This window comes from Dyella sp. AD56, assembly GCF_002878475.1.
Taxonomy (GTDB): Bacteria; Pseudomonadota; Gammaproteobacteria; order Xanthomonadales; family Rhodanobacteraceae; genus Dyella.
Map to the genome: position 1 here is coordinate 1 of NZ_NRDP01000033.1, position 18,507 is coordinate 18,507.

Annotated in this window: 24 protein-coding genes; 8 read left to right on the forward strand and 16 right to left on the reverse strand. The window is 59.6% G+C overall.

What is annotated here, in order from left to right:
* The coding region (locus DyAD56_RS19990) for an integrase core domain-containing protein (protein ID WP_146010579.1) at positions 1-178 on the forward strand (178 nt) is incomplete at its 5' end.
* A gap of 120 nt (positions 179-298) precedes the next feature.
* Here DyAD56_RS19990 and DyAD56_RS19995 read toward each other — a convergent pair.
* The 10 genes from DyAD56_RS19995 to DyAD56_RS20045 form a co-directional block, all read right to left on the reverse strand.
* Positions 299-601: a hypothetical protein gene (locus DyAD56_RS19995; protein ID WP_102304598.1), complete on the reverse strand. Its 303-nt coding sequence runs from the start codon at positions 599-601 to the stop codon at positions 299-301.
* 89 nt (positions 602-690) lie between these two features.
* On the reverse strand, positions 691-921 hold the full coding sequence (locus DyAD56_RS20000) for a hypothetical protein (RefSeq protein WP_102304599.1): 231 nt from the start codon (positions 919-921) through the stop codon (positions 691-693).
* A 119-nt stretch (positions 922-1,040) separates the two neighbouring features.
* Complete coding sequence (locus DyAD56_RS20005; RefSeq protein WP_146010580.1) at positions 1,041-1,595, reverse strand: hypothetical protein; 555 nt, start codon at positions 1,593-1,595, stop codon at positions 1,041-1,043.
* Between the two features lie 674 nt (positions 1,596-2,269).
* On the reverse strand, positions 2,270-2,719 hold the full coding sequence (locus DyAD56_RS20015) for an ankyrin repeat domain-containing protein (protein WP_102304602.1): 450 nt from the start codon (positions 2,717-2,719) through the stop codon (positions 2,270-2,272).
* Positions 2,720-2,833: 114 nt separating this feature from the next.
* On the reverse strand, positions 2,834-3,355 hold the full coding sequence (locus DyAD56_RS20020) for a hypothetical protein (RefSeq protein ID WP_102304603.1): 522 nt from the start codon (positions 3,353-3,355) through the stop codon (positions 2,834-2,836).
* A gap of 132 nt (positions 3,356-3,487) precedes the next feature.
* The gene (locus DyAD56_RS20025) at positions 3,488-5,029 is read right to left on the reverse strand and encodes a hypothetical protein (RefSeq protein WP_102304604.1); all 1,542 of its coding nucleotides are present in this window, start codon (positions 5,027-5,029) and stop codon (positions 3,488-3,490) included.
* A gap of 391 nt (positions 5,030-5,420) precedes the next feature.
* Positions 5,421-5,729, reverse strand: a complete 309-nt coding sequence (locus DyAD56_RS20030) for a hypothetical protein (RefSeq protein ID WP_102304769.1) — start codon at positions 5,727-5,729, stop codon at positions 5,421-5,423.
* 176 nt (positions 5,730-5,905) lie between these two features.
* Positions 5,906-6,217, reverse strand: a complete 312-nt coding sequence (locus tag DyAD56_RS20035) for a hypothetical protein (protein ID WP_102304605.1) — start codon at positions 6,215-6,217, stop codon at positions 5,906-5,908.
* A gap of 60 nt (positions 6,218-6,277) precedes the next feature.
* On the reverse strand, positions 6,278-6,622 hold the full coding sequence (locus DyAD56_RS20040; protein WP_102304606.1) for a hypothetical protein: 345 nt from the start codon (positions 6,620-6,622) through the stop codon (positions 6,278-6,280).
* 350 nt (positions 6,623-6,972) lie between these two features.
* The gene (locus tag DyAD56_RS20045; RefSeq protein WP_102304607.1) at positions 6,973-7,290 is read right to left on the reverse strand and encodes a carboxymuconolactone decarboxylase family protein; all 318 of its coding nucleotides are present in this window, start codon (positions 7,288-7,290) and stop codon (positions 6,973-6,975) included.
* A gap of 187 nt (positions 7,291-7,477) precedes the next feature.
* Here DyAD56_RS20045 and DyAD56_RS20050 point away from each other — a divergent pair, with 187 nt between their 5' ends.
* From DyAD56_RS20050 to DyAD56_RS20060, 3 genes are all read left to right on the forward strand, one after another.
* Positions 7,478-8,368 (forward strand): LysR family transcriptional regulator, encoded by an 891-nt coding sequence (locus DyAD56_RS20050; RefSeq protein ID WP_102304770.1) that lies wholly within the window; start codon positions 7,478-7,480, stop codon positions 8,366-8,368.
* 228 nt (positions 8,369-8,596) lie between these two features.
* Positions 8,597-10,807: a TonB-dependent receptor gene (locus DyAD56_RS20055; RefSeq protein WP_158241404.1), complete on the forward strand. Its 2,211-nt coding sequence runs from the start codon at positions 8,597-8,599 to the stop codon at positions 10,805-10,807.
* Positions 10,807-11,514: a phosphatase PAP2 family protein gene (locus DyAD56_RS20060; RefSeq protein WP_102304609.1), complete on the forward strand. Its 708-nt coding sequence runs from the start codon at positions 10,807-10,809 to the stop codon at positions 11,512-11,514. Before DyAD56_RS20055 ends, DyAD56_RS20060 begins: the two co-directional genes overlap by 1 nt.
* 37 nt (positions 11,515-11,551) lie before the next feature.
* Here the strand turns inward: DyAD56_RS20060 and DyAD56_RS20065 are convergent, their stop codons facing one another.
* Entirely contained in the window at positions 11,552-12,454 is a 903-nt protein-coding gene (locus DyAD56_RS20065; RefSeq protein ID WP_102304610.1) for a LysR substrate-binding domain-containing protein, read from the reverse strand.
* 110 nt (positions 12,455-12,564) lie between these two features.
* Here DyAD56_RS20065 and DyAD56_RS20070 point away from each other — a divergent pair, with 110 nt between their 5' ends.
* The 4 genes from DyAD56_RS20070 (at position 12,565) to DyAD56_RS20085 (ending at position 14,835) form a co-directional block, all read left to right on the forward strand.
* Positions 12,565-13,062, forward strand: coding sequence for a heme-binding protein (locus DyAD56_RS20070; protein ID WP_102304611.1), 498 nt, complete (start codon positions 12,565-12,567; stop codon positions 13,060-13,062).
* Between the two features lie 26 nt (positions 13,063-13,088).
* Positions 13,089-13,784, forward strand: coding sequence for an HAD hydrolase-like protein (locus tag DyAD56_RS20075; protein ID WP_102304612.1), 696 nt, complete (start codon positions 13,089-13,091; stop codon positions 13,782-13,784).
* Between the two features lie 55 nt (positions 13,785-13,839).
* The gene (locus tag DyAD56_RS20080) at positions 13,840-14,424 is read left to right on the forward strand and encodes an alpha-ketoglutarate-dependent dioxygenase AlkB (protein WP_233202713.1); all 585 of its coding nucleotides are present in this window, start codon (positions 13,840-13,842) and stop codon (positions 14,422-14,424) included.
* 129 nt (positions 14,425-14,553) lie between these two features.
* A complete protein-coding gene (locus DyAD56_RS20085) occupies positions 14,554-14,835 on the forward strand; it encodes a hypothetical protein (protein ID WP_102304613.1) in 282 nt (93 codons plus the stop codon).
* Positions 14,836-14,850: 15 nt separating this feature from the next.
* Here the strand turns inward: DyAD56_RS20085 and DyAD56_RS20090 are convergent, their stop codons facing one another.
* From DyAD56_RS20090 to DyAD56_RS20110, 5 genes are all read right to left on the reverse strand, one after another.
* A complete protein-coding gene (locus DyAD56_RS20090; protein ID WP_146010583.1) occupies positions 14,851-15,438 on the reverse strand; it encodes a GIY-YIG nuclease family protein in 588 nt (195 codons plus the stop codon).
* 75 nt (positions 15,439-15,513) lie between these two features.
* Positions 15,514-15,960 (reverse strand): tyrosine-protein phosphatase, encoded by a 447-nt coding sequence (locus DyAD56_RS20095; RefSeq protein ID WP_158241405.1) that lies wholly within the window; start codon positions 15,958-15,960, stop codon positions 15,514-15,516.
* Between the two features lie 142 nt (positions 15,961-16,102).
* Positions 16,103-16,597, reverse strand: a complete 495-nt coding sequence (locus DyAD56_RS20100; RefSeq protein WP_102304616.1) for a hypothetical protein — start codon at positions 16,595-16,597, stop codon at positions 16,103-16,105.
* Positions 16,597-17,733, reverse strand: coding sequence for a glycosyltransferase (locus tag DyAD56_RS20105; RefSeq protein ID WP_199179059.1), 1,137 nt, complete (start codon positions 17,731-17,733; stop codon positions 16,597-16,599). The genes DyAD56_RS20100 and DyAD56_RS20105 overlap by 1 nt, the downstream gene beginning before the upstream one ends.
* Before the next feature lie 309 nt (positions 17,734-18,042).
* Positions 18,043-18,471, reverse strand: coding sequence for a DUF6326 family protein (locus tag DyAD56_RS20110; protein ID WP_102304618.1), 429 nt, complete (start codon positions 18,469-18,471; stop codon positions 18,043-18,045).
* Between the last annotated feature and the right edge of the window lie 36 nt (positions 18,472-18,507).

Below are 18,507 nucleotides of genomic sequence, written 5' to 3' on the forward strand. Positions count from 1 at the left end.
TTACATCGAATCGTTCAACGGGCGCTTGCGCGATGAATGCCTCAACGAGCACTGGTTTCCCAGCCTGCTTCACGCACGCACCGAGATCGAAACCTGGCGCCGGGAATACAACGAAGAACGACCCAAGAAGGCTTTGGGCGGGCTCACGCCCGCCGACTATGCGAAGCAGCTAAAGTGACACTGGGCTCTAATTCGTCCCGCTACTGAAAGCGGGGGGACGTCGCATATTCGGCAGCTTTCCTTGAAATGATTAGGTCCGCTCTGGGTCGGAAGAGGACATCCTTGGAAATCTGTGTAGCTATGGGCAGGGGTGAAAGGTAGCCTCATTCGTGTCGCCATCGACCATGACACTAAAGCAATCGTCAACCATGTAGACCGGCTGTTTGTCGTGGTATCTCTGGACATGCTCAAAATGAATGATCCAGGTCCCGTCGTCCAGGCGGCTTACCGCTGGCTGCTTGTACTCGGCCAAATTCCTGCCCTTTGCGATTGCCAAAGACTTGGCCTTCGCGACAATTTGTGCGTCAACTTGGGGCGTCTGTCCGGCGACAGCCGATCCAGCCAGTAGCACCGCCAACATCATCACCGGCAGCTTCTTCATTCGCTGTCCCTTCGATACGTTGAATGCGTGAATGTCCGCTAGCTGGATCGCCCAGGCCCGCTGTGGATCGGAAGCGGACCTTAGCGGCCCTATGAATCAGCCCGACGAACAAGAACCAGCTCTTCATCGTCTTCTGGGTAATGCACCAGCCCACCGAAATCTGTATCGATCATGGCGCCGGTGCCTAGATATTCCCAATCCTCGCCACCGGGCAAATAGCTCTTGTCATCAATGGCCGCGATCACTACTCCGTGATACTGGCCATCAATCTCGACTACATCCCCCGCGAGAACCCGCTGACCATCTGCATACTTCACCATTGGCCTCCATGCGTCCCTCTTCGCCATTGTGACGATGTCCCCTTTGGGTCGAAAGTGGACATCAGCCAGCCGTTACCTCAAATCGACAACGGGTATCGCACGCAAAGTCATCGCTTCATTTAGAGGCTAGTCCGGCGACGCATGACGATCAAGGAGCAGGTGTCATCGGCCGCGTATGTGACGACCACCGGCTCGCCATGGGGTTGCTCGACGTTCAGAAAAGTCAGCTTGATCGAAGGTCCTCCGTCGACACCCGGAGGCTGCATGGTTGTAGCTTCGACGCCGATGGCCTTGGCAAGGAGTGCCCCGCTGGGACAGGTGCCAGGGTTTAACCCAATACGAAGCGTGGTGAGAATCCATCCTTCGTTGGGTACTGCCGGTTCCCATGTAAGCGAGATGGCGTTAATGCCCAGCGAGGAATGAGGCGGCCGATAGTAAGCAAAGAACCGATGCCTCTCGCTCTGAGAGAGCGGACCTTCCCACGTAAGTGCACTCTGACGATCATTGGAAGGCATCAGTTCCGGGAGCTTTAGCTGCCGGGACAGCGTCTGGACATCGACCTCTGTATCGGATTTGGCAAGCCTTGCCACGCTCGTGGCAATCTCATGACCCGCTTCGTCGTTGGCATCGTCAGCACTACGACCTGGAGAGATGGCCCCGGCGTCGGACGACATGAGAACCGCACCGGCGAGCACACAGCGAGCGAAAAGGTACCGACGACGCATACGCTTCCTTGTGTAGATGGTGCTGTGCACTCGAATATAGCAACGTCCTCTTCGGGTCGAAAGCGGACGCCATGCCCCTAATGAAGTATCCCAGAGCCCAGTCCTGCGGCCAGGCCGACGCACCAACACAAGGCGGCCACCAAAAGGGCTTGCATGAATCGCTTTGCCTCTGGATATGCCTGCGCGCCAGGGCTTCCTGTATCGAACAGCTCCCGTACTGAAACGCCAGTCCTGCCTTCGCGACGAATTCTCTGCCTTAAAAGCAAGATGCTCCACGCTCCTACGATCCAAGAAAGCACGAAGGCGACAGTTGCAAGGAAGAAAATGACGTAGGAAATCCGGTTCATGAAAGCCCCTTCCTTACGTTTGCCAATATGTACGCCAACCTAAATTTCCGCACTGGGTCGGAAGCGGACATTGAAACGTGCTTCATCCCGGGGTACTAGACCCAAAGCAACGCCAATCGAGAGCGACACGCCAAGCAGCGTTGCTGCAAGACCTTGGTGGCTATTTACTGCAGTCAGCAACGCTTGTGCAGCCAGCATGCCAATTGCCGCCAGTTGCTGCGCATACGATAGCTATAACGATGAGTACCGCGAGTACAACAAGCATAGTCGTCTTCTTCATATCCCCTCACCAACCCGCAAAGATCCAGTCGCAGCCCAAGAACTGTCCGCTTCGGGTCGAAAGCGGACATGGTCTAGTCGAGAAAATATCCTCAGTGACGCCCCAATTTCATCGACAAAGTTCGAGAGGAAGTCGCCCGAAAGCGTCTCGAACACCGACGTCCGCCCCCGCGAAATCAAAAGCTCGACTGCGTCTTGATGCTCCCCCCAGTAAGCGTAGTGGAGCGCGGTAAGACCCATCTCGCCCAACATGTCCAGTTCTTGCTCATTGTCAAGAAGCAGACCCATGGTTCGGGTGTCTCCCCGGAACGCAGCGATATGGAGAAGACGATCTCCACCGGAAGCGACATAGGTCAGCGGATCTATTGGGGCGGTCGGGTCTTCATCGGCGTAGTTGGTCAAGTCCCGGTACTTGGCCTGTATCTCGGCTATCTCCGTCGCGTTCATAGTCACCCTCCATGACTGCACCAATCTCTCGATTTCTGCGAGGCAGCTTTATGTCCGCTATGGGTCGAAAGCGGACATGGAACACCCACAGACGCACTTCAGCAATTGCTTGTTCTAAATGTAAGGCACCGTCGCGGCGGGTCGATTTGCCACGATGAAGCGGCGCAACCGCTCTCCTGCGAACAGCCATCCGAAGGTCAATACGGCCAGCAAAATCAAAAGTGCATACGAGTCCGCAACGTCGCTACTTGTGGAGTTCTTAGCCACGCCCGGTGATGGCCTGCTGATTGCAGGATTGGAACGCAGGTATGTGACCGCGATCTTGTTTTCTCCAGCCTGGATGCTATGCCAAGCGCGAATGGAGACATCTGACCAGAGATCTTCTCGGCCAAATTCGTCAGCTTTTGTGTAAGAACGATCACCGAGGTCAAACGCATAACGGACTTCGTAGCCGCGGTACAAACGCGTGTCGACTATGGTTGCTGTTACTGAGCTCGTTCGTTGGAAATCTGCAAGCGCTCTAGCATCCCTAACGGTTTCAAGGCCAGCGGGGATGGACAATATGATTGGAGAAAAACACAACCAAACCACGATGAGTACCCACCATCGCTGCACATCCCTGATGATCTGAATCATATCGTTCGTCTGTCTCCACAGGTCTTCCGGCACGTCAGCAAAATCATCGCTTCCACTTCTTCTGTCACAACGTCTGCTTCGGGTCGAAAACGGACATAGTCCCACAGCATCCCTTGACGACCGATGTCGACGCTATTGCGCGGAGAACTCCACGTACCAGTCCTGCTCGCGCTGGCTGAGAATGCTGCCATCGCTCAGGATGCAGATGATCGGCATCGAAGCAGATGCACGCATTGGGATGCACTGAAACGGCGCGTCGACTTGCTTGGCCCAGTCCGGCGCACCCCGGCTGTAGGTATAGATTTCCCACGTCACCTTGAACGCGCCGGGCTCCGCACGTATCGCATATCCCATCCCGGGATTGTCGAACTGTACGTCTGCCGTAACAAAGGGAGGGCGTTTCATTTCCTTCCAGCTGCCCCCCTTGTCCTCCGATACAAAAACCTTTGACAAAGCGCCTTTGTTCAACAGCACGGAAACGGTGCCGGTCGCAGGATCCACGTGATGCGTTGAAACGTTTGTCGGCGGGCTGATGGTTTTCCACTGCTGCCCGGCTAGGTCGTAACGGTAAAGGCCCTTATGCGTATTGATGAAATACGCCCCATGGACGAGCTGACCCATGGCACCGCCCCAGCTCCCGGGCATCTGTTTTTCCAGCGGAAACTCCCGAGATTTTTCCAGCTTTTCCAGACCGCCTTGCGGCGATACATAGACAACGATCTGATCGGCAGCAACGACTCCCGAGGGTTGGAGTACCTGGTGGGCGGTCGCCACGATCCAGGCATTGCCTTCGTGCTCGATATCGATGATGGCCTGGTCGTCACCGAAGGTCCGGATGTCGCTCCAATGCTTTCCGCTATCGTCGCTTGATCGCAGCACGCCATTGTCGGAGCCTGCGTAGAGCGATCCTTCTACGAAGGCGACACCCGATACGCTGTGCAGCGTGTCTACACTCAGTCCACTCCAGGTGCCATCCTCGTGACGGACACGTATCTGCCCTAGGTCGGCGCCAAAGTAGATATTTCCCTGGCCATCTTCCGCGGGATGGCTATACATCGGCCTTGCAATGCTTCTCGCCAGGCGGAGGAATTCCTCGTTGCTCGTCGCGTTCTTCAGCGCAGCAACGGTGGAAGGCTTGTTGACCTTGCGATCATGCGCCATCACGAGAGATGGAATGAGCCCCAACCCCGGGGTGACCTTGAGCTGCAAGTCTATGGGCTTGGGTGGGGAGGGTGGATTCCAGCGTATGGGATCCAAGGATGTCAGTGCCGATGCGTATTGCTGGAGAGCGCCATCAATGGCATGGGCATCCTCGGCGTCGCGCACGGGAAGCACAACCAGTTCGTAGCCGCCAATGTTGACGGGTACCAGGCTGCCCAGATCGGTCACCCGTCCTGCCTCGACTTTGAAGGTCGGGTAGTCACCCCAGTCGTACGAGTTCCATTTGGAAATCCGATAGTCACCCGGTGTCAGCCACGCGCCGTATGCCTTGCCACCTTCATCGGTCCGAGGCGCCAGCTTTCGGTTCGGGCCGCCATCAACAGGGCGAACCTCGATCGTTCCGATGTCCTTGGGAAAGTAGACATAGACATAGCCGCGAGTAGCGGCCAGCTCGGCCGCCGACTGTTCGGCAGACGAAGCGGCGCACAGCTGCCCGCCAAACAACAGGGCCATGCCGACAATGCCCAGCGCGTGATGGCGCCATGGCCGACACTGAAGCTTTGAATAAAACCCAACCGATGACCGTGCCACGCCCCCCTTTGAGCCGTAGTGGATATCCGCTTGCCCCTGAAGCGGTTCGTTCAAGCTTGCAGGTCTTTTCAAGCACCGGCAAGGGGATGGTTGCCCTGGAGGCGCGGTCTTGTTCGCCCAGGGGGATTGGAAGGCAACGGACTGGCATATCGCCGGCAACGAACTTGCGACAGGCTTCCAACGGAATGGCCGGCGTGATCCCAGAACTGGACGTCATAGTCCGCAAAGACTCGACGGGAGGATCAGATTCCCGGAGCGTCCGCTATGGGTCGGAAGCGGACCTTTGAAACTCTCAACCCGTAGTTCGAAACATTCACTGATCGATAGGTTCAGATTGGATGGACCCGCACTCTGCGCAGAAGCTTGCCCTGGGCGTGCGCAATGGTTTTCCGCAAGCCTTGCATGATGGGCCGAGCAAGCTGACCCGGTGATGCCGTAACACTTCAGGATCCGACTCTTCTTCACCAGTCAATTCTTGATAGCGCAACAGGGCGTCAGCACCGAACCGCTGGTTGAGCGCCTGGGCCAACGAGGCGCCTTGTACTCGGCGGAAATTCTGGATCCTGGACACCATCGCAGAGAGTAGGGGCGCAATCTCCGCCCATTCTTGCTCGTCGAGCATAGGCACGTTCCGCTTGCATCTCCAGCAGTAAAGTGTCTTTGCCATAAGCCTCTGCTCCTTGGTCAGGGAGTAGCTATCAGCCAGTCCCTCTGTCCATCAATTAGCTCAACTTTATGAAACACGACGTACCCTGCGCTTTAGTCTGGCATGTCCGCTTCGGGTCGGAAGCGGACCCTTCAATCTACAACTGTGCGCACCGGCTCTCTGTCGGCAGCCACCACAATTTCATCGCCAGACTGCATCACAAACGCATATTTGCCTGCGATATCCGACTTCACCTCAAGCACGGAGCCGGAAGTCTCCCAGGGGTGCTCGGCGGGCGCCGTCACCATCGTGACGCCTTCAAAATCGATCGAAAAGGGCCGCTGAAGCGCTGGGTTTGGCGCCCCACTAAAACGCAACACGCAACGGCGCGAACTCCAGTTGAATTCAATGCTCACAAGTGATGCGTCGTGTAGGAACTGCAGTGCCGCTGGCATCCCTTTCATTCCCACTCCTCCCCAAATTCATCCCGAAACGTCCGCTTCGGGTCGATAGCGGACCTCAGGTTACGCCCCGCTCGAAGCCAGATATACAAAGTCGCCCACCATAAGAAGGAAGGCCACGATCAGCCCGGTTCCCGCCAGTCTGGCCGACCAGAGCAGGACTCTGAGCAACTTCGACTGCTCATCCAATTCGCGGGCAACAACCCACGGGAAGAACAACTTCACTCGCATCTGATACGACTTATAGAGGATCAGTCCAGGAGGCTGGTCAGAAGCAAAGAGTGCGCTTACCACACGACGATCATGGCGCACAGAAAAACGAACCGTGAGAGCAAAAACTATGTGCGCCCAAAAGAACACAGTGGTCGCCATGCCGAGCATGAAAATGGACGTCGGAATCTGATGCATCGGCGTCAGCGCTTCCTGAGCACGCTGATACCCAGTAGCACGAAACCCACAATCGCCATCACGACGTAAAGAATCGAGCGGATCTGGGCGAGTCGACGCAAATTCTTAGATTGCAATGGAAACAAGCTCCCTCTCCCCTTTAAGGTCGTACTCTTAATTTAAGTGATGTCCGCTATGGGTCGGAAGCGGACACTCCCAGAATATCGCCACAAGCGCTCGTCGGCATCCCTGATCACCAGCAGTAGGGCCGTCAGCGCTCACCGAAATTGATGTTCAGCCCGAGCGAAATCCGCAGGCTGCACTGGCGCAGCCCTCGTCGTCGTGTGTCAAGCCCATCGACGTGATATCGATCATGTCAGCTCGCGAAGCTTCGCGATGGCGGACATCGCACTGGGCCAACCGGCATAGAACGCCAGATGGGTCACCATTGCCGCGAGTTCCTCCTTGCTTACACCGTTCTCCAGGGCGAACGGTATGTGAAAGCTCAGTTGCTCGACCTTGCCTGTCGCCACCAAGGCGGCGCAGGTGATCAAGCTACGATCGCGCTTTGACAACGCGGCGTCCTCCCACACCCGACCGAACAGCACGTCGTCCGTAAGTGCCGCTAACTGCGGCGCGACGTCGCCTATGGCATTCCGAGCGCGTCCGGCCTTATTTGTTTCGTTCATGTCGATGACCTCGTGGCGTAGCGGGCACGGGGATGGCCCGCCCTCTCCCGCATCAATGTAGGCCACGAAAACCCGCAGAACTAGACGGGAAGGACCGCATGGGCTTTTGAGCTAAGTTCATCAATGCAGCAAGATGCATCACGCTTTCGCGCCGCGCCCCTCCGACTTCAGCCATGCAGGCCTTGCCATGCGCCAGAACATCAGCGATCTGCTTGCCTTTCTTGCCGTTGCCCGAGAACGCAGCTTTACGCGCGCTGCAGCACAACTAGGGGTTTCTCCGTCGGCACTAAGCCACACCCTGAAAGGACTGGAGGGCCGATTGGGCGTGCGCCTACTGACCCGCACCACGCGCAGCGTCGCACCGACGGAAGCTGGCGAGCGGCTGCTTCAAACCATTGGGCCACGCTTTCAGGACATCGAGCATGAACTCGACGCATTGACCGAGCTGCGTGACAAACCGGCAGGCACCATCCGCATCACGGCAACAGATTACGCCACCGACAAGGCGCTTTGGTCAAGACTGGCGAAGGTGCTTACCCAGTATCCGGACCTGAAGGTGGAGATCGTCATCGACTACGGCCTGGTCGACATCGTGGAACAACGATTCGACATTGGTGTGCGCCTTGGCGACCAGGTCGCCAAGGACATGATTGCCGTGCGCATCGCACCCGACATGAAAATGGCGATCGTCGGCTCGCCGTCCTACCTGGCGAACCGAGAGGCTCCCCGGTCGCCCGCCGATCTGACGGCGCACAACTGCATTGGCCTAAGACTTCCAACGCATGGCGGGGTTTACGCGTGGGAGCTGAAAAAGGGAAAACGCGAACTGCAGGTCCGGATCGATGGTCAACTCACCTGTAATGGTTCTTACCAAATGCTCCGTGCCGCCATCGACGGCGTCGGACTCGCCTTTCTACCCGACGACATGGTCGCGGAGCACGCCAATGCCGGGCAACTTGTGCGGGTACTGGAGCCGTGGTGCCCCACGTTCCCAGGGCTGCATATCTTTTATGCGAACCGCCGGGAGATGTCGCGCGCCATGAGCGTTGTCATCGACGCGTTGCGCTATCGCGCCTGATGCAGCACCGCTTGCACAGTCAACCTTATAACCAGCTTAGAAATACAATTAACAACTCTTATAATTCTCTTAGAAAATCCATTTAACAAAACTTATAATCGTCTTAGCGAAAATAAATACGATTATTAACCATATTATCGAATAATCATTTTGTTGCTAAGTTGTCATATGCCCGGACTACGGTGTCGCCCCGTTAAGACACCCTCTAATCCATCCAACGGGCACTCCATGACACGGCACACTTTGGCGCTACTCGGGCGCTCCCGCACCACGCTCGCACTCTGCCTAGCCGCCGCGATTGCCTCACCCGCATGGGCTGGTGACAACGCCGCCACCGACACCAGTGCTACGCCGCAGCAGGCCAAGAGCCTGGATGCCGTGCAAGTGACGGGCACCGACACCGTGACCAATGTCGCCCTGTCGCAGGGCTCCATGGTGGCCACACAGCCGCAATCGATCATCGGCCGCACCTACATCCAGGAAAACGTTCCGCCCACCGGCGACTACACCGACATCGCGTCCATCGCGCCGAGCGTGTACACCGTGACACCGAACGGCTCCGGCCTGATGGAAGCGGCAGTCGTCTCCATCCGCGGCTTCCAGGACGGCCAGTACAACGTGACGTTCGATGGCATTCCGTGGATGGACTCCAACGACTTCACGCACCACTCCACGTCGTACTTCACGAACCAGCAGACCAACTCCGTCACGGTAGATCGCGGCCCGGGCACGGCCGGCACGCTTGGCAATGCCACCTTCGGCGGCACTATCTCGGTGGATTCGCTCAACCCGCAGAAGCAGTTCGGCATCAACCCGTACATCAGTTACGGAAGCTGGGACACGGCGGTGGAAGGCGCGACCATCAACACGGGCGCCTTTACTAACAGCGGCACCAGCGCGGTGATCAATCTGCAGAACAGCTCATCGGACGGCTATCTCACCTATTCCGGCCAGCGTCGCCAGACTGTTTTCGCCAAAGTGGTCCAGCCGCTGAGCGACAACACCACGCTGACCTTCGTCGGCATGGCGAACTACCTGAACCAGTACATCCCGCCCGGCGCCACCAAGGCGCAGATCGCGCAGCACGGCGTCAACTACGCCCTGAATGACGACCCGACCAGCCAGTCCTATTACGCCTACAACAAGGACGAGATCAACACCAATTTCGGTTATATCGGCCTGCATTCGGAGTTCGACGGCTGGACGATCGACAACAAGGCTTACACCTACGGTTACAACCACTTCGGCTTCAACGGCGAAGATCCGAACGGCGAAACGCCCAACGGCACGGCCTATGGTGCCAACAATGTTCCCGGCCAGCACATGCGCAACACGAACCGCTCGTGGGGCGACATTTTCCGCGTAGGCAAGGAACTTGGCCCAGGCGAGTTGCGCGCTGGTGTGTGGTACGACCACCAGGACGACATTCGCTGGCTGTATGAGTTCGACGACACGCTCAACCAGCTCAATCCCGTGGTCAACCCCGGCGCACCCACGCTGCAGGATGCAGCGGCAGACCGCCGCATGAATGACACGCTGATCACGATCCAGCCGTTTCTCGAATATCAGTGGAACATCACCGACAACGCGTATGTCATCGGCGGCGTGAAGTACAACAATTTCGAGCGCGATCTGGACGCCTCCGTGAACCAGAAGACGGGGACACCGCTCACGTACTCCAAGAAGTGGGAAGCCACCCTGCCCTCCGCCTCCTTCCACTATGCGTTCACGTCCAACTGGACGGCTTATGCACAGTGGGCCAAGGGTTACCTGGCACCCAACCTGAATTTGCTGTACGTGCCCAACCCTGCGGTTTCCGATAGCGCAGTGGCGCCGGAAAAAACCACCAACATCCAACTTGGCACCACCTGGACCACTGACCGCCTGACGCTGTCGGGTGACGTGTACAAGATCGACTTCAACAATTTCGTGCAGAGCCACAAGGTCGGCGGCATCACTGAGTTCTACAACGGCGGCGGCGTGCATTACAAAGGCCTGGAGCTGGAAGGCACGTACATGCTTGGCGCCGGCTTCAGCATCTACGCCAACGGCTCACTCAACCGTGCGATCCAGACCTCGGACAACCAGTGGAACGCGAACACGCCCCACAAGACCGCCGCGATGGGCTTTACCTATAGCAACGGCTCCATCTACGCATCGCTGGTCGATAAGTTCGTCGGCAAGACCTACTACACAGCCAACGCGGAAGACGACACGCCGATTGGCGGCTATGCCATCACCAACTTTGCCGCCAGCTACAAGTTTGACCCGCACATGGCCAACGTGAAGGACTTCAAGATCGGCGTGCAGCTCAACAATCTGTTCAACAATACCCACATCAACGCCCTGGCCGGCACCACGGGTGCGGACGGCACGCCCCTGTACTGGACCATCCCTGCGCGCAACTTCAACTTCACGATCTCGGCCGACCTGTTCTAATGAAACGATCTGCACTCCTATGGCTGACACTTTTGGTCAGCCAGTCCGTGATGGCTGACGGTGGTGATTCAGATCACGCACTCATCGCACTGTCGACCGTGTTACCGCCCCCGCCGGCCGCAAGCTCGACGGAGGCGCACCAGGATCTACAAGCAGTGCTTGCCGTGCAGCAATCCCGATCCGCCGACGAACAGTCGGCGGCCAAGGCGGACACGGATCGTTCCGTATTCCGCTTTGCGGATGCACTCGATTCGACGATGCCACCGGCCTCCTTGCCGAAAACCACTGCGTTCTTTGAGCGTGTCGCCAAGTTGGACAAAGCCGAGGTGGCAGATGCCAAGCTTTACTGGCGACGGCCCCGCCCCTCGGTAACATCTGACCAGGTGCATCCGCTATCCAAGGAGAAGCCGGACGACTGGAGCTATCCGAGCGGACACGCTACCTTCGGCTATACCACGGCGGTGTTGCTGGCCAACATGGTGCCGGAGAAGCGCGCGGAAATTTTCGCCCGCGCCGACCTGTACGCGCAGCACCGCGTGGTGATGGGTGCGCATTTCCCGAGTGACGTGGAAGCTGGCCGACTGGCGGGAACCGTGATTGGTGCGGAGCTTTTGCATCAACCCGATTGGCAAACGGACTACCAGACGGCGCGTGCCGAACTGCGTGCGGCGCTGCATCTGCCCGCCACGCCCGCGCAAACCCTCTGACACAACGGCCCGCGCCGATCGAACAAGGGACGCAGCGTCAGAGACGCTGCGGATAGATCACTGACAATGCCGCGGTAGCGCGCATCTGCTGAATAAATGCGCTAACGGCCGCCGAACGCTCCTGCCGACGAAAAATACCCGCCACACCGGAGGTAACCGGCTTTCCGGCAAGCGGCTTGAAGCGCACGCCCGGCATGTCGATGACATCCTTGAGCACACTGGGAACAATCGCCACGCCCGCGCCGACCGACACCTGTGTGAGCACGGCGATCAAACTGCCAGGCACGGCACCGATGCGAGGCGTGAAGCGGCCGCGACGCCCTATCTCATACGTACCCAAGGGTTGCTCGGGAACGATGAAGGTTTCGCCCGCCAGCGCCTTGGCGTGAAGCGGGCCTGCCACCTTCAACAGCGCATGCCTGGACGGTAACACCGCGCAGAACACATCGTGCACAAGCGCATGCGCCATGAGCGCACTCGGCAACTGCATCGGTATGCGAACGAAACCGATATCGACCCTACCCTGCTCCAGCATGCCGGGCAATTCGTCCATAGGTTGTTCCGTCGCCACGATCTCGACATCAGGCCGGGCGGCACGAAAGCGCTGAATCTGCGCCTGTAGCGCACCGGAGTAGGCAGCCGAACCCACGTAGCCGATCTCGATCCGTCCTATCTCGCCACGCCCCGCGCGCTGTCCGACACTTTGCGCCCGCTCAAACTGCGCCAGCGCCAGCCGGGCTTCACCAAGAAACGCCTCGCCAGCCGGCGTCAATGCCACCGATCGCTTGGACCGCGTGAACAGCCGGGCCCGCAGCGTGTGCTCCAGCTCCTGGATCTGCACGGTCAAGGTAGGCGCCGAAATCCCCAGGCGCTCCGCCGCCCGCGCAAAATGAAGCTCTTCCGCAACAGCTATGAAGTACCGCAGGTGCCGAAGCTCCATGCCCAGTGCCTCATTATTAGGTGATACCTAATTGTATGCCTGGAACGACGCAATGAAACGAAATCGTCGGAGCGCTTGAATAGCACGACCAAGCCGACCGAGACCGACCCATGAATGTCCGCTTCTGCTCCATGGCCGCCGCCACCTTGTTGAGTAGCGCAGCCGCCCTACTGCCCGCGGTAAGCGTTGCCAGCAACCTGCCCATGCAACCTGTGCTCACGCTGGATGCGGCCAAACGCATCGCCGACGGCGCGCAGGCCAAAGCCAAGGCGCAAGGCTGGCCCTGTGTGATTTCCATCGTCGACGCCAGCGGATTGCCGATCATGCTGGTGCGGATGGACGACGCTGCCGTGCTTGCCGGCGTTGACCTGGCCCCAGGCAAGGCGCGAACGGCCGCCCTGTTCCGTCGACCGAGCGGCGCACTGGAAGATGCCGCCAATGGCCAGCGACCTGCCGTGCTGTCCGCCCGAGGTTACGTGCTCATGCGTGGCGGCCTGCCTATCGAGGTGAACGGCCGTATCGTCGGCGCCATCGGCATCTCGGCCGATACGCCGCAGCATGACGAAGAAATCGCCAAGGCCGGCATTGCTGCGCTGGCAAACGGCTGAGACGATCCATAAGGACTTTGCACGACATGAAGCCCCACATCCACACTGAACGCGTCGCCATCTTCGATCTCGACGGCACCCTCGTGGACTCCGTGGATGGCATCACGAACGCCGTCAACCGGAGCCTTCAGGCCAACGGCATCACGCCATTGCAGCGCGACGAGGCCATTCCGCTGCTTGGTGATGGCCTGGCCGCATTCGGCCGCCGTGCTTACGCCTTGCGCGGGGCGTCACCATCCACGCACGACATCGACGATTTCCTGCAGGACTATCTGAACCATCCGCCGGGCGGCGCGGCATTGTATCCGGACGTCCGCGTCACGCTGGATCACCTGGCGCGAAGCGGCTGGCGTCTGGCGGTATGCACCAACAAGATTGAAGCCGCCGCGCTTGCCCTCCTCGACAATCTGAACGTGCTCGATCGCTTCGACGTGGTCTGCGGCGGCGACACGGTGGAGCGACAGAAGCCCGACCCCGGGCATATTCACGGCACACTGCAACGCGCCGGGCTCACCGGTCTTCCTGCCGTCATGATTGGCGACAATCTCGTTGACCTCGCCGCTGCTTCCGCCCACGGTATTCCGGCCATCTTCGCTAGCTGGGGATATGGGCGGTTGCCGCCTGACAGGGAGGCGCCTTTCCTGGCCACGCGATTCTCGGAACTACCCCAACTGCTCGATGCAGCAATGGCGCACATTTCACCCCAACGTCTCTCAATTTGATCCGGAACACCTCCATAATCAGGCGTAACCGTTTCAGCTTGCGCCCGTCTTTTCCGTGTCCCAATTCTCCCTGTTCGCCCAATGCCCGCTCGTGCTGCTGGATGACGCCAGCGGCCGGATCACGTACGAAGAAGACGTCATCGACGCGCCGGAGGCTGCCCAATGGCACGAGCGACTGCTCGACAGCCCTTTCTGGCGCCAGCAACGCCGCATGATGTATGAGCGAGAGCTGGATGTGCCGCGCCTGACCGCCCACTTTTTTGATGACACGCCAGACCTGCCGTGGCCACTGGGCACCGCACTAGATCGCGTCCGCAACCTGACCGGCGAATCATTCAACAGCATCGGCCTGAGTCTGTATCGCAACGAACACGACAGCGTGGCGATGCATAACGATCGGCTGGACGATCTGCAGGAGGGACATTCGATCGCCCTGCTTTCACTGGGCGCCACGCGGCGGATGCATATCCGAAGCAAGAAGCGCGCAGCGTCCCGAAGCCTCGATCTCGACCTCGCAGCCGGCAGCCTGCTGCTGATGGACTGGAATACGCAACTGCACTACGACCACGGCATCCCCAAGCAGAGCCACCCGATCGGCCCGCGCATCAGCATCGCGTTCCGAATGCGCAAGCCAGCGTGAGACGGCGTACGCGTGATCACGTATCGCCCGCATTAAACTCGGTTCATACGATTCCTTGATCCGGCCATCACCGTCGCCCTCGCTACCATGCCTGCAAGCGCCACGCCGGCGCTGGCGAGGGAAAAGCGCATGCGACCATGGGCTACGCGGGAACGGAGCATCCCTTCACTCGCCGAACGGCCAGCCTTCGATGAGGCTGTGGCGATCTATACGCGAAAGGTGGCGGACTGCCGGCGTCGCCGGCTCGGCGCGGACCTGTTACTGGTGCTGGCCTGCCTGATACTGCTTGCCAGCGGGTTGTTTCCGCCGGTACTGCGCTTCGCCGCGCTGCCACTCACCTTCGGCGTGGCCTGGGCGGGCATCCACCTGGGTGAACGGGCGAGCCGGGCGCGGGCGCGACTTCACTGGTGAGATGGCATGCCTGTTTCAGTTCAGCGCACGCCACGCCAAGGCGCTATCCGGGAAAAAGCGAGCAAGCGGCAAGCCAACCGCCTCCCAGGCATCCATCACGTAGCGTAAGGAGTGCGCTGCGTCGCCTCGTTGAAGCGCCGCCGGCACGTTGAAGGCCTCGTATTCGATGGCCTCGAGCAGCCGCAGGGACCACTCGTAGAGACCGTCACCCTGACTCTCGAACCCTTGCCGCACCCAGTCGCGCAGAGAATGCAGCACGAACCCCTCGCGATCGGCGATCGCGCGCAGCTCCGCCGTCACGTCCGCCTCCACGCCACGAAACCATTCACTGTAGCCGGCCGCCGCATCCGGCACGACCAGCGGTGGCGGCGAACGATGCTCGGCATGCCGCAGAATAAGGTCGCGCTCGATCCGGCGTGCCTGCGCTAACCGCTCGGTTTCCAGCAAGCACCCGCGATCGAGATCGAACACATCGAAAAACCGCCGATGCAGGGTGCGCAGGCGAACCAGCGGCTGCCGCGAGAAGCCAACCTTCAGCAGATCCTGCTCGCGCCAGGGAAGCATGTAGACGTAGGTACGCCCTTTGCCGAGCGTCCTGGGCATAAGGAACTCGTCCATGCTCACGATAGTGTCATTAAACGTGCGTCACCGCAGGTAACGCGAGCCGACGGGTGTGCCTCAAGATGCCGGCGAGGCAGCCAGCCGCTCGCGGAAGGCAGCGAGATCCAGCCTCTCAATGTAATGAGGGATGTTCTTCCAGATGGAATGGAAGCCATAGCCGCCATGCAGCAGCTCGTCCAGGGCTTCTTCTTTGCTCCAGCCCTGATAGACCATGCGGTACATCGCCGAGACCAGGCCAGTGCGATCCGCACCATGCTGACAGTGGATCAACACGGCGCCATAGGTTTCCGCCGTACGAATGTGGCGCAAGGCTTCCTCCACTTCGCGATCACGGATGCGCCACGTATGCATCGGAATCCTGTGTCGACGCATGGCCGCCTCTTCCAGCAGCCGCCAATCCGAATGAAACGCGCGGAAGCTGATGACCGTGGCAACACCCAATGATTTCAGCAGATCGATGTGACCTTTGAGCGGCTGCTCGCTGCGATACAGCGAGTCGGTCATGCGGTGAAGGTTCCCGCTTCGATCGACAACGGAAGCCCAGCGTGGATTGCGTTCGGCAGTCATAGAGGTCTTGTGCAATAGGCGTGTCGGCAAGATAACGCCACCCATGCGGATAGCGTCCGCACCGACACATGCCAGTGATTCAGAGGTAACGGCTTCGTTTCGGCCGGCTGGACAGATAGAACATCAGCAAGGCAACAGCGAGATACACCCAGTAATCCGTCGGCGCCGGGCCCAACCAATGCTTATGCCAAGGAACCCACTGTGGCGAAAAGTGCCCCAGGCCGAAGGCTGGGTTCAAGGCGAACCAGAGGAAATCCTCGCTGACCCAGAACATCATCACGCACCCGATCACCCGCGCCTCCGCCCGCCACGACCAATGAGCGTCGAACGCCAGCGGAAAATGGAAGAACAGCGCCATGCAGGGAAAGACCCAGGCGTGGTAGCCGGTCATCGGGCGCCCGCCCCAGAAAAGATCGAGCATCCAGTGATGCTCGATGCGCCAGGTCGGAAGATTGGCGGCCCATCCGGCAGCACCTTCGATCTGCACCTCCACCTTCGCGAAGAAGAAGGAGAGCAGCAAGGTCCACAGAACAGCAAACACGAGCGCCCGTCGCGACTGAAAACCCTTGGCCATCAACCCGCGCGCCCGGCGAGATCGGCAAACACCACGTCCAGCACGGCGCCAGCGGCCTGCGGGCGACCCAGTGCCTTGGCGCTACGCCCCATAGCGGCGAGCTTGTCCGGGTGCCGGACCAAGTGGCGAACGCGATAGACAAGACCAAGCTCGTCGACCGCCTTCAGCGCGGCGCCCTGCTCCAGCAGGTAATCCGCGTTGTGCTCTTCCTGCCCGGGAATGGGCGCATTGACGATCATCGGCAAGCCCATGGCGAGGCATTCGGAGGTGGTCAAACCGCCGGGCTTGGTGATGACGGCGTCGGCGCAGGCCATCAGCCGCTCCACTTCCTGCGTAAATCCCTGGGGAAACAGACGTTGCGGGTACTGTTCCGCCAACGTCTTGAGCGCGGCCAGCGCCTTGGCGTTGCGGCCAGCGAGCACGATCAACTGGAAGTCGCCCTCGGCAGACAGGAGCTCTTTTGCAACGCCATCCAGGCCACCCACGCCCGCACCACCACCCATAAGCAGAAGGGTCTGTCGCGATGGATCGAGCCCGAACTGCGCAGCGCATGCCGCGCGCTCCAGCGGTCGCGAAAAGGCAGGCATGATCGGAATGCCGGTGACGTGGATCTGCTCGGCAGGGATGCCATTAGCCCGCATGCGGAAGGCGATTTCATCATTGGCCGCAAAGTAGCCGGTCATGAGCGGGATCACCCACATCCGGTGCAGATCGAAATCGGTCACTTGCACCCATACCGGAACATGCAGGCGATCGCGGCGGATTTCGTGCATCAGGAGTTCGGCGGGAAGGAAGTGCGTGCAGACGATCGCATCCGGGCCAAATTCCTTGATGGCCTTGAGCAAGGCGCGCGTACTGAGGCGCTCCGTCGTGCGGCGGACCTTTTGCACCAGGGCCGTCGGCTTCATGTCCGAGCTGCTCTTGTAGAGCATGCCCCACAGGGTCGGATGCGCGTTGACCAGCTTGATGTAGGAGTCGGCGTAGATCGCGCGGAAACTGTCCGGCACATAGTCCATGACGTCGAGATGCAACGTCGACACATCTTCGTAGCCATCCGCGCAGGTGCGCAGCGCCTCGGCGGCGCGCACATGACCGGCGCCTGCGGAAACGCTCAAAAGTAGAATTCGCTTGCTCACTCAGTGTCCTTCCCGGTGTGGTAACGATGCTGGCCCCGGATGGATCACTGGACGCCATGCAGGCGCCCACAATAGCCGGGACCAAGGCAAAAGCCTGGCCGATGATGCTAACCGCTAAGCCATGGGCCCTGCACCGCCCCCGCCAGAGCACCGGCCCAATGCGGCCCAGGCACGCTATCCGTCGCAGGATTTTGCCGGCGAGCCCCTGACGGGCACCCGCACGGACACGGCGACAATGTCCCGCCGATCCGCGCAGGTCGCTACCCTGGCCCCAAGCAGAGTCACCTCAATGCCGGGGCCACAGCCCTACTAAGCTGAACGCGGCCACCGCCACGCGTACCAGACGATCAACAGGGAAAGCACGATCTCGATGACGCCGAGAAACAGATAGAACGTCCAGGCACCCGGCATCGACACGGCCATGATGATCGCGTAGAGCAGGCCCAACACCACGTTCACCACCCGACCTGCCAGCGGCCTCATCACCAGCGACAGAAAGACCATCACGCTGGGCACTGCCATCAGGATGGAGGTGCCCAGCAGCACGCCCTGCGTCGTGGGCCCGAGCGGCCCCATTTTTCCTTCCAGCATGCTTTGCAATGTGCCTGGCTGAAAGAGCCCGAAATAGTCGCCGTAGATGTAGCAGAACATCAGGCTTGCCCACAGCGCGGCAAGCTTCAATTTGACGGGAACCTTCCAATCCTCAAGGGCTGTCTTTCCAGATGCGGGAGATGCCATGCGTGTGCTTCCTTGTCGATATGTCTGTATGGATCC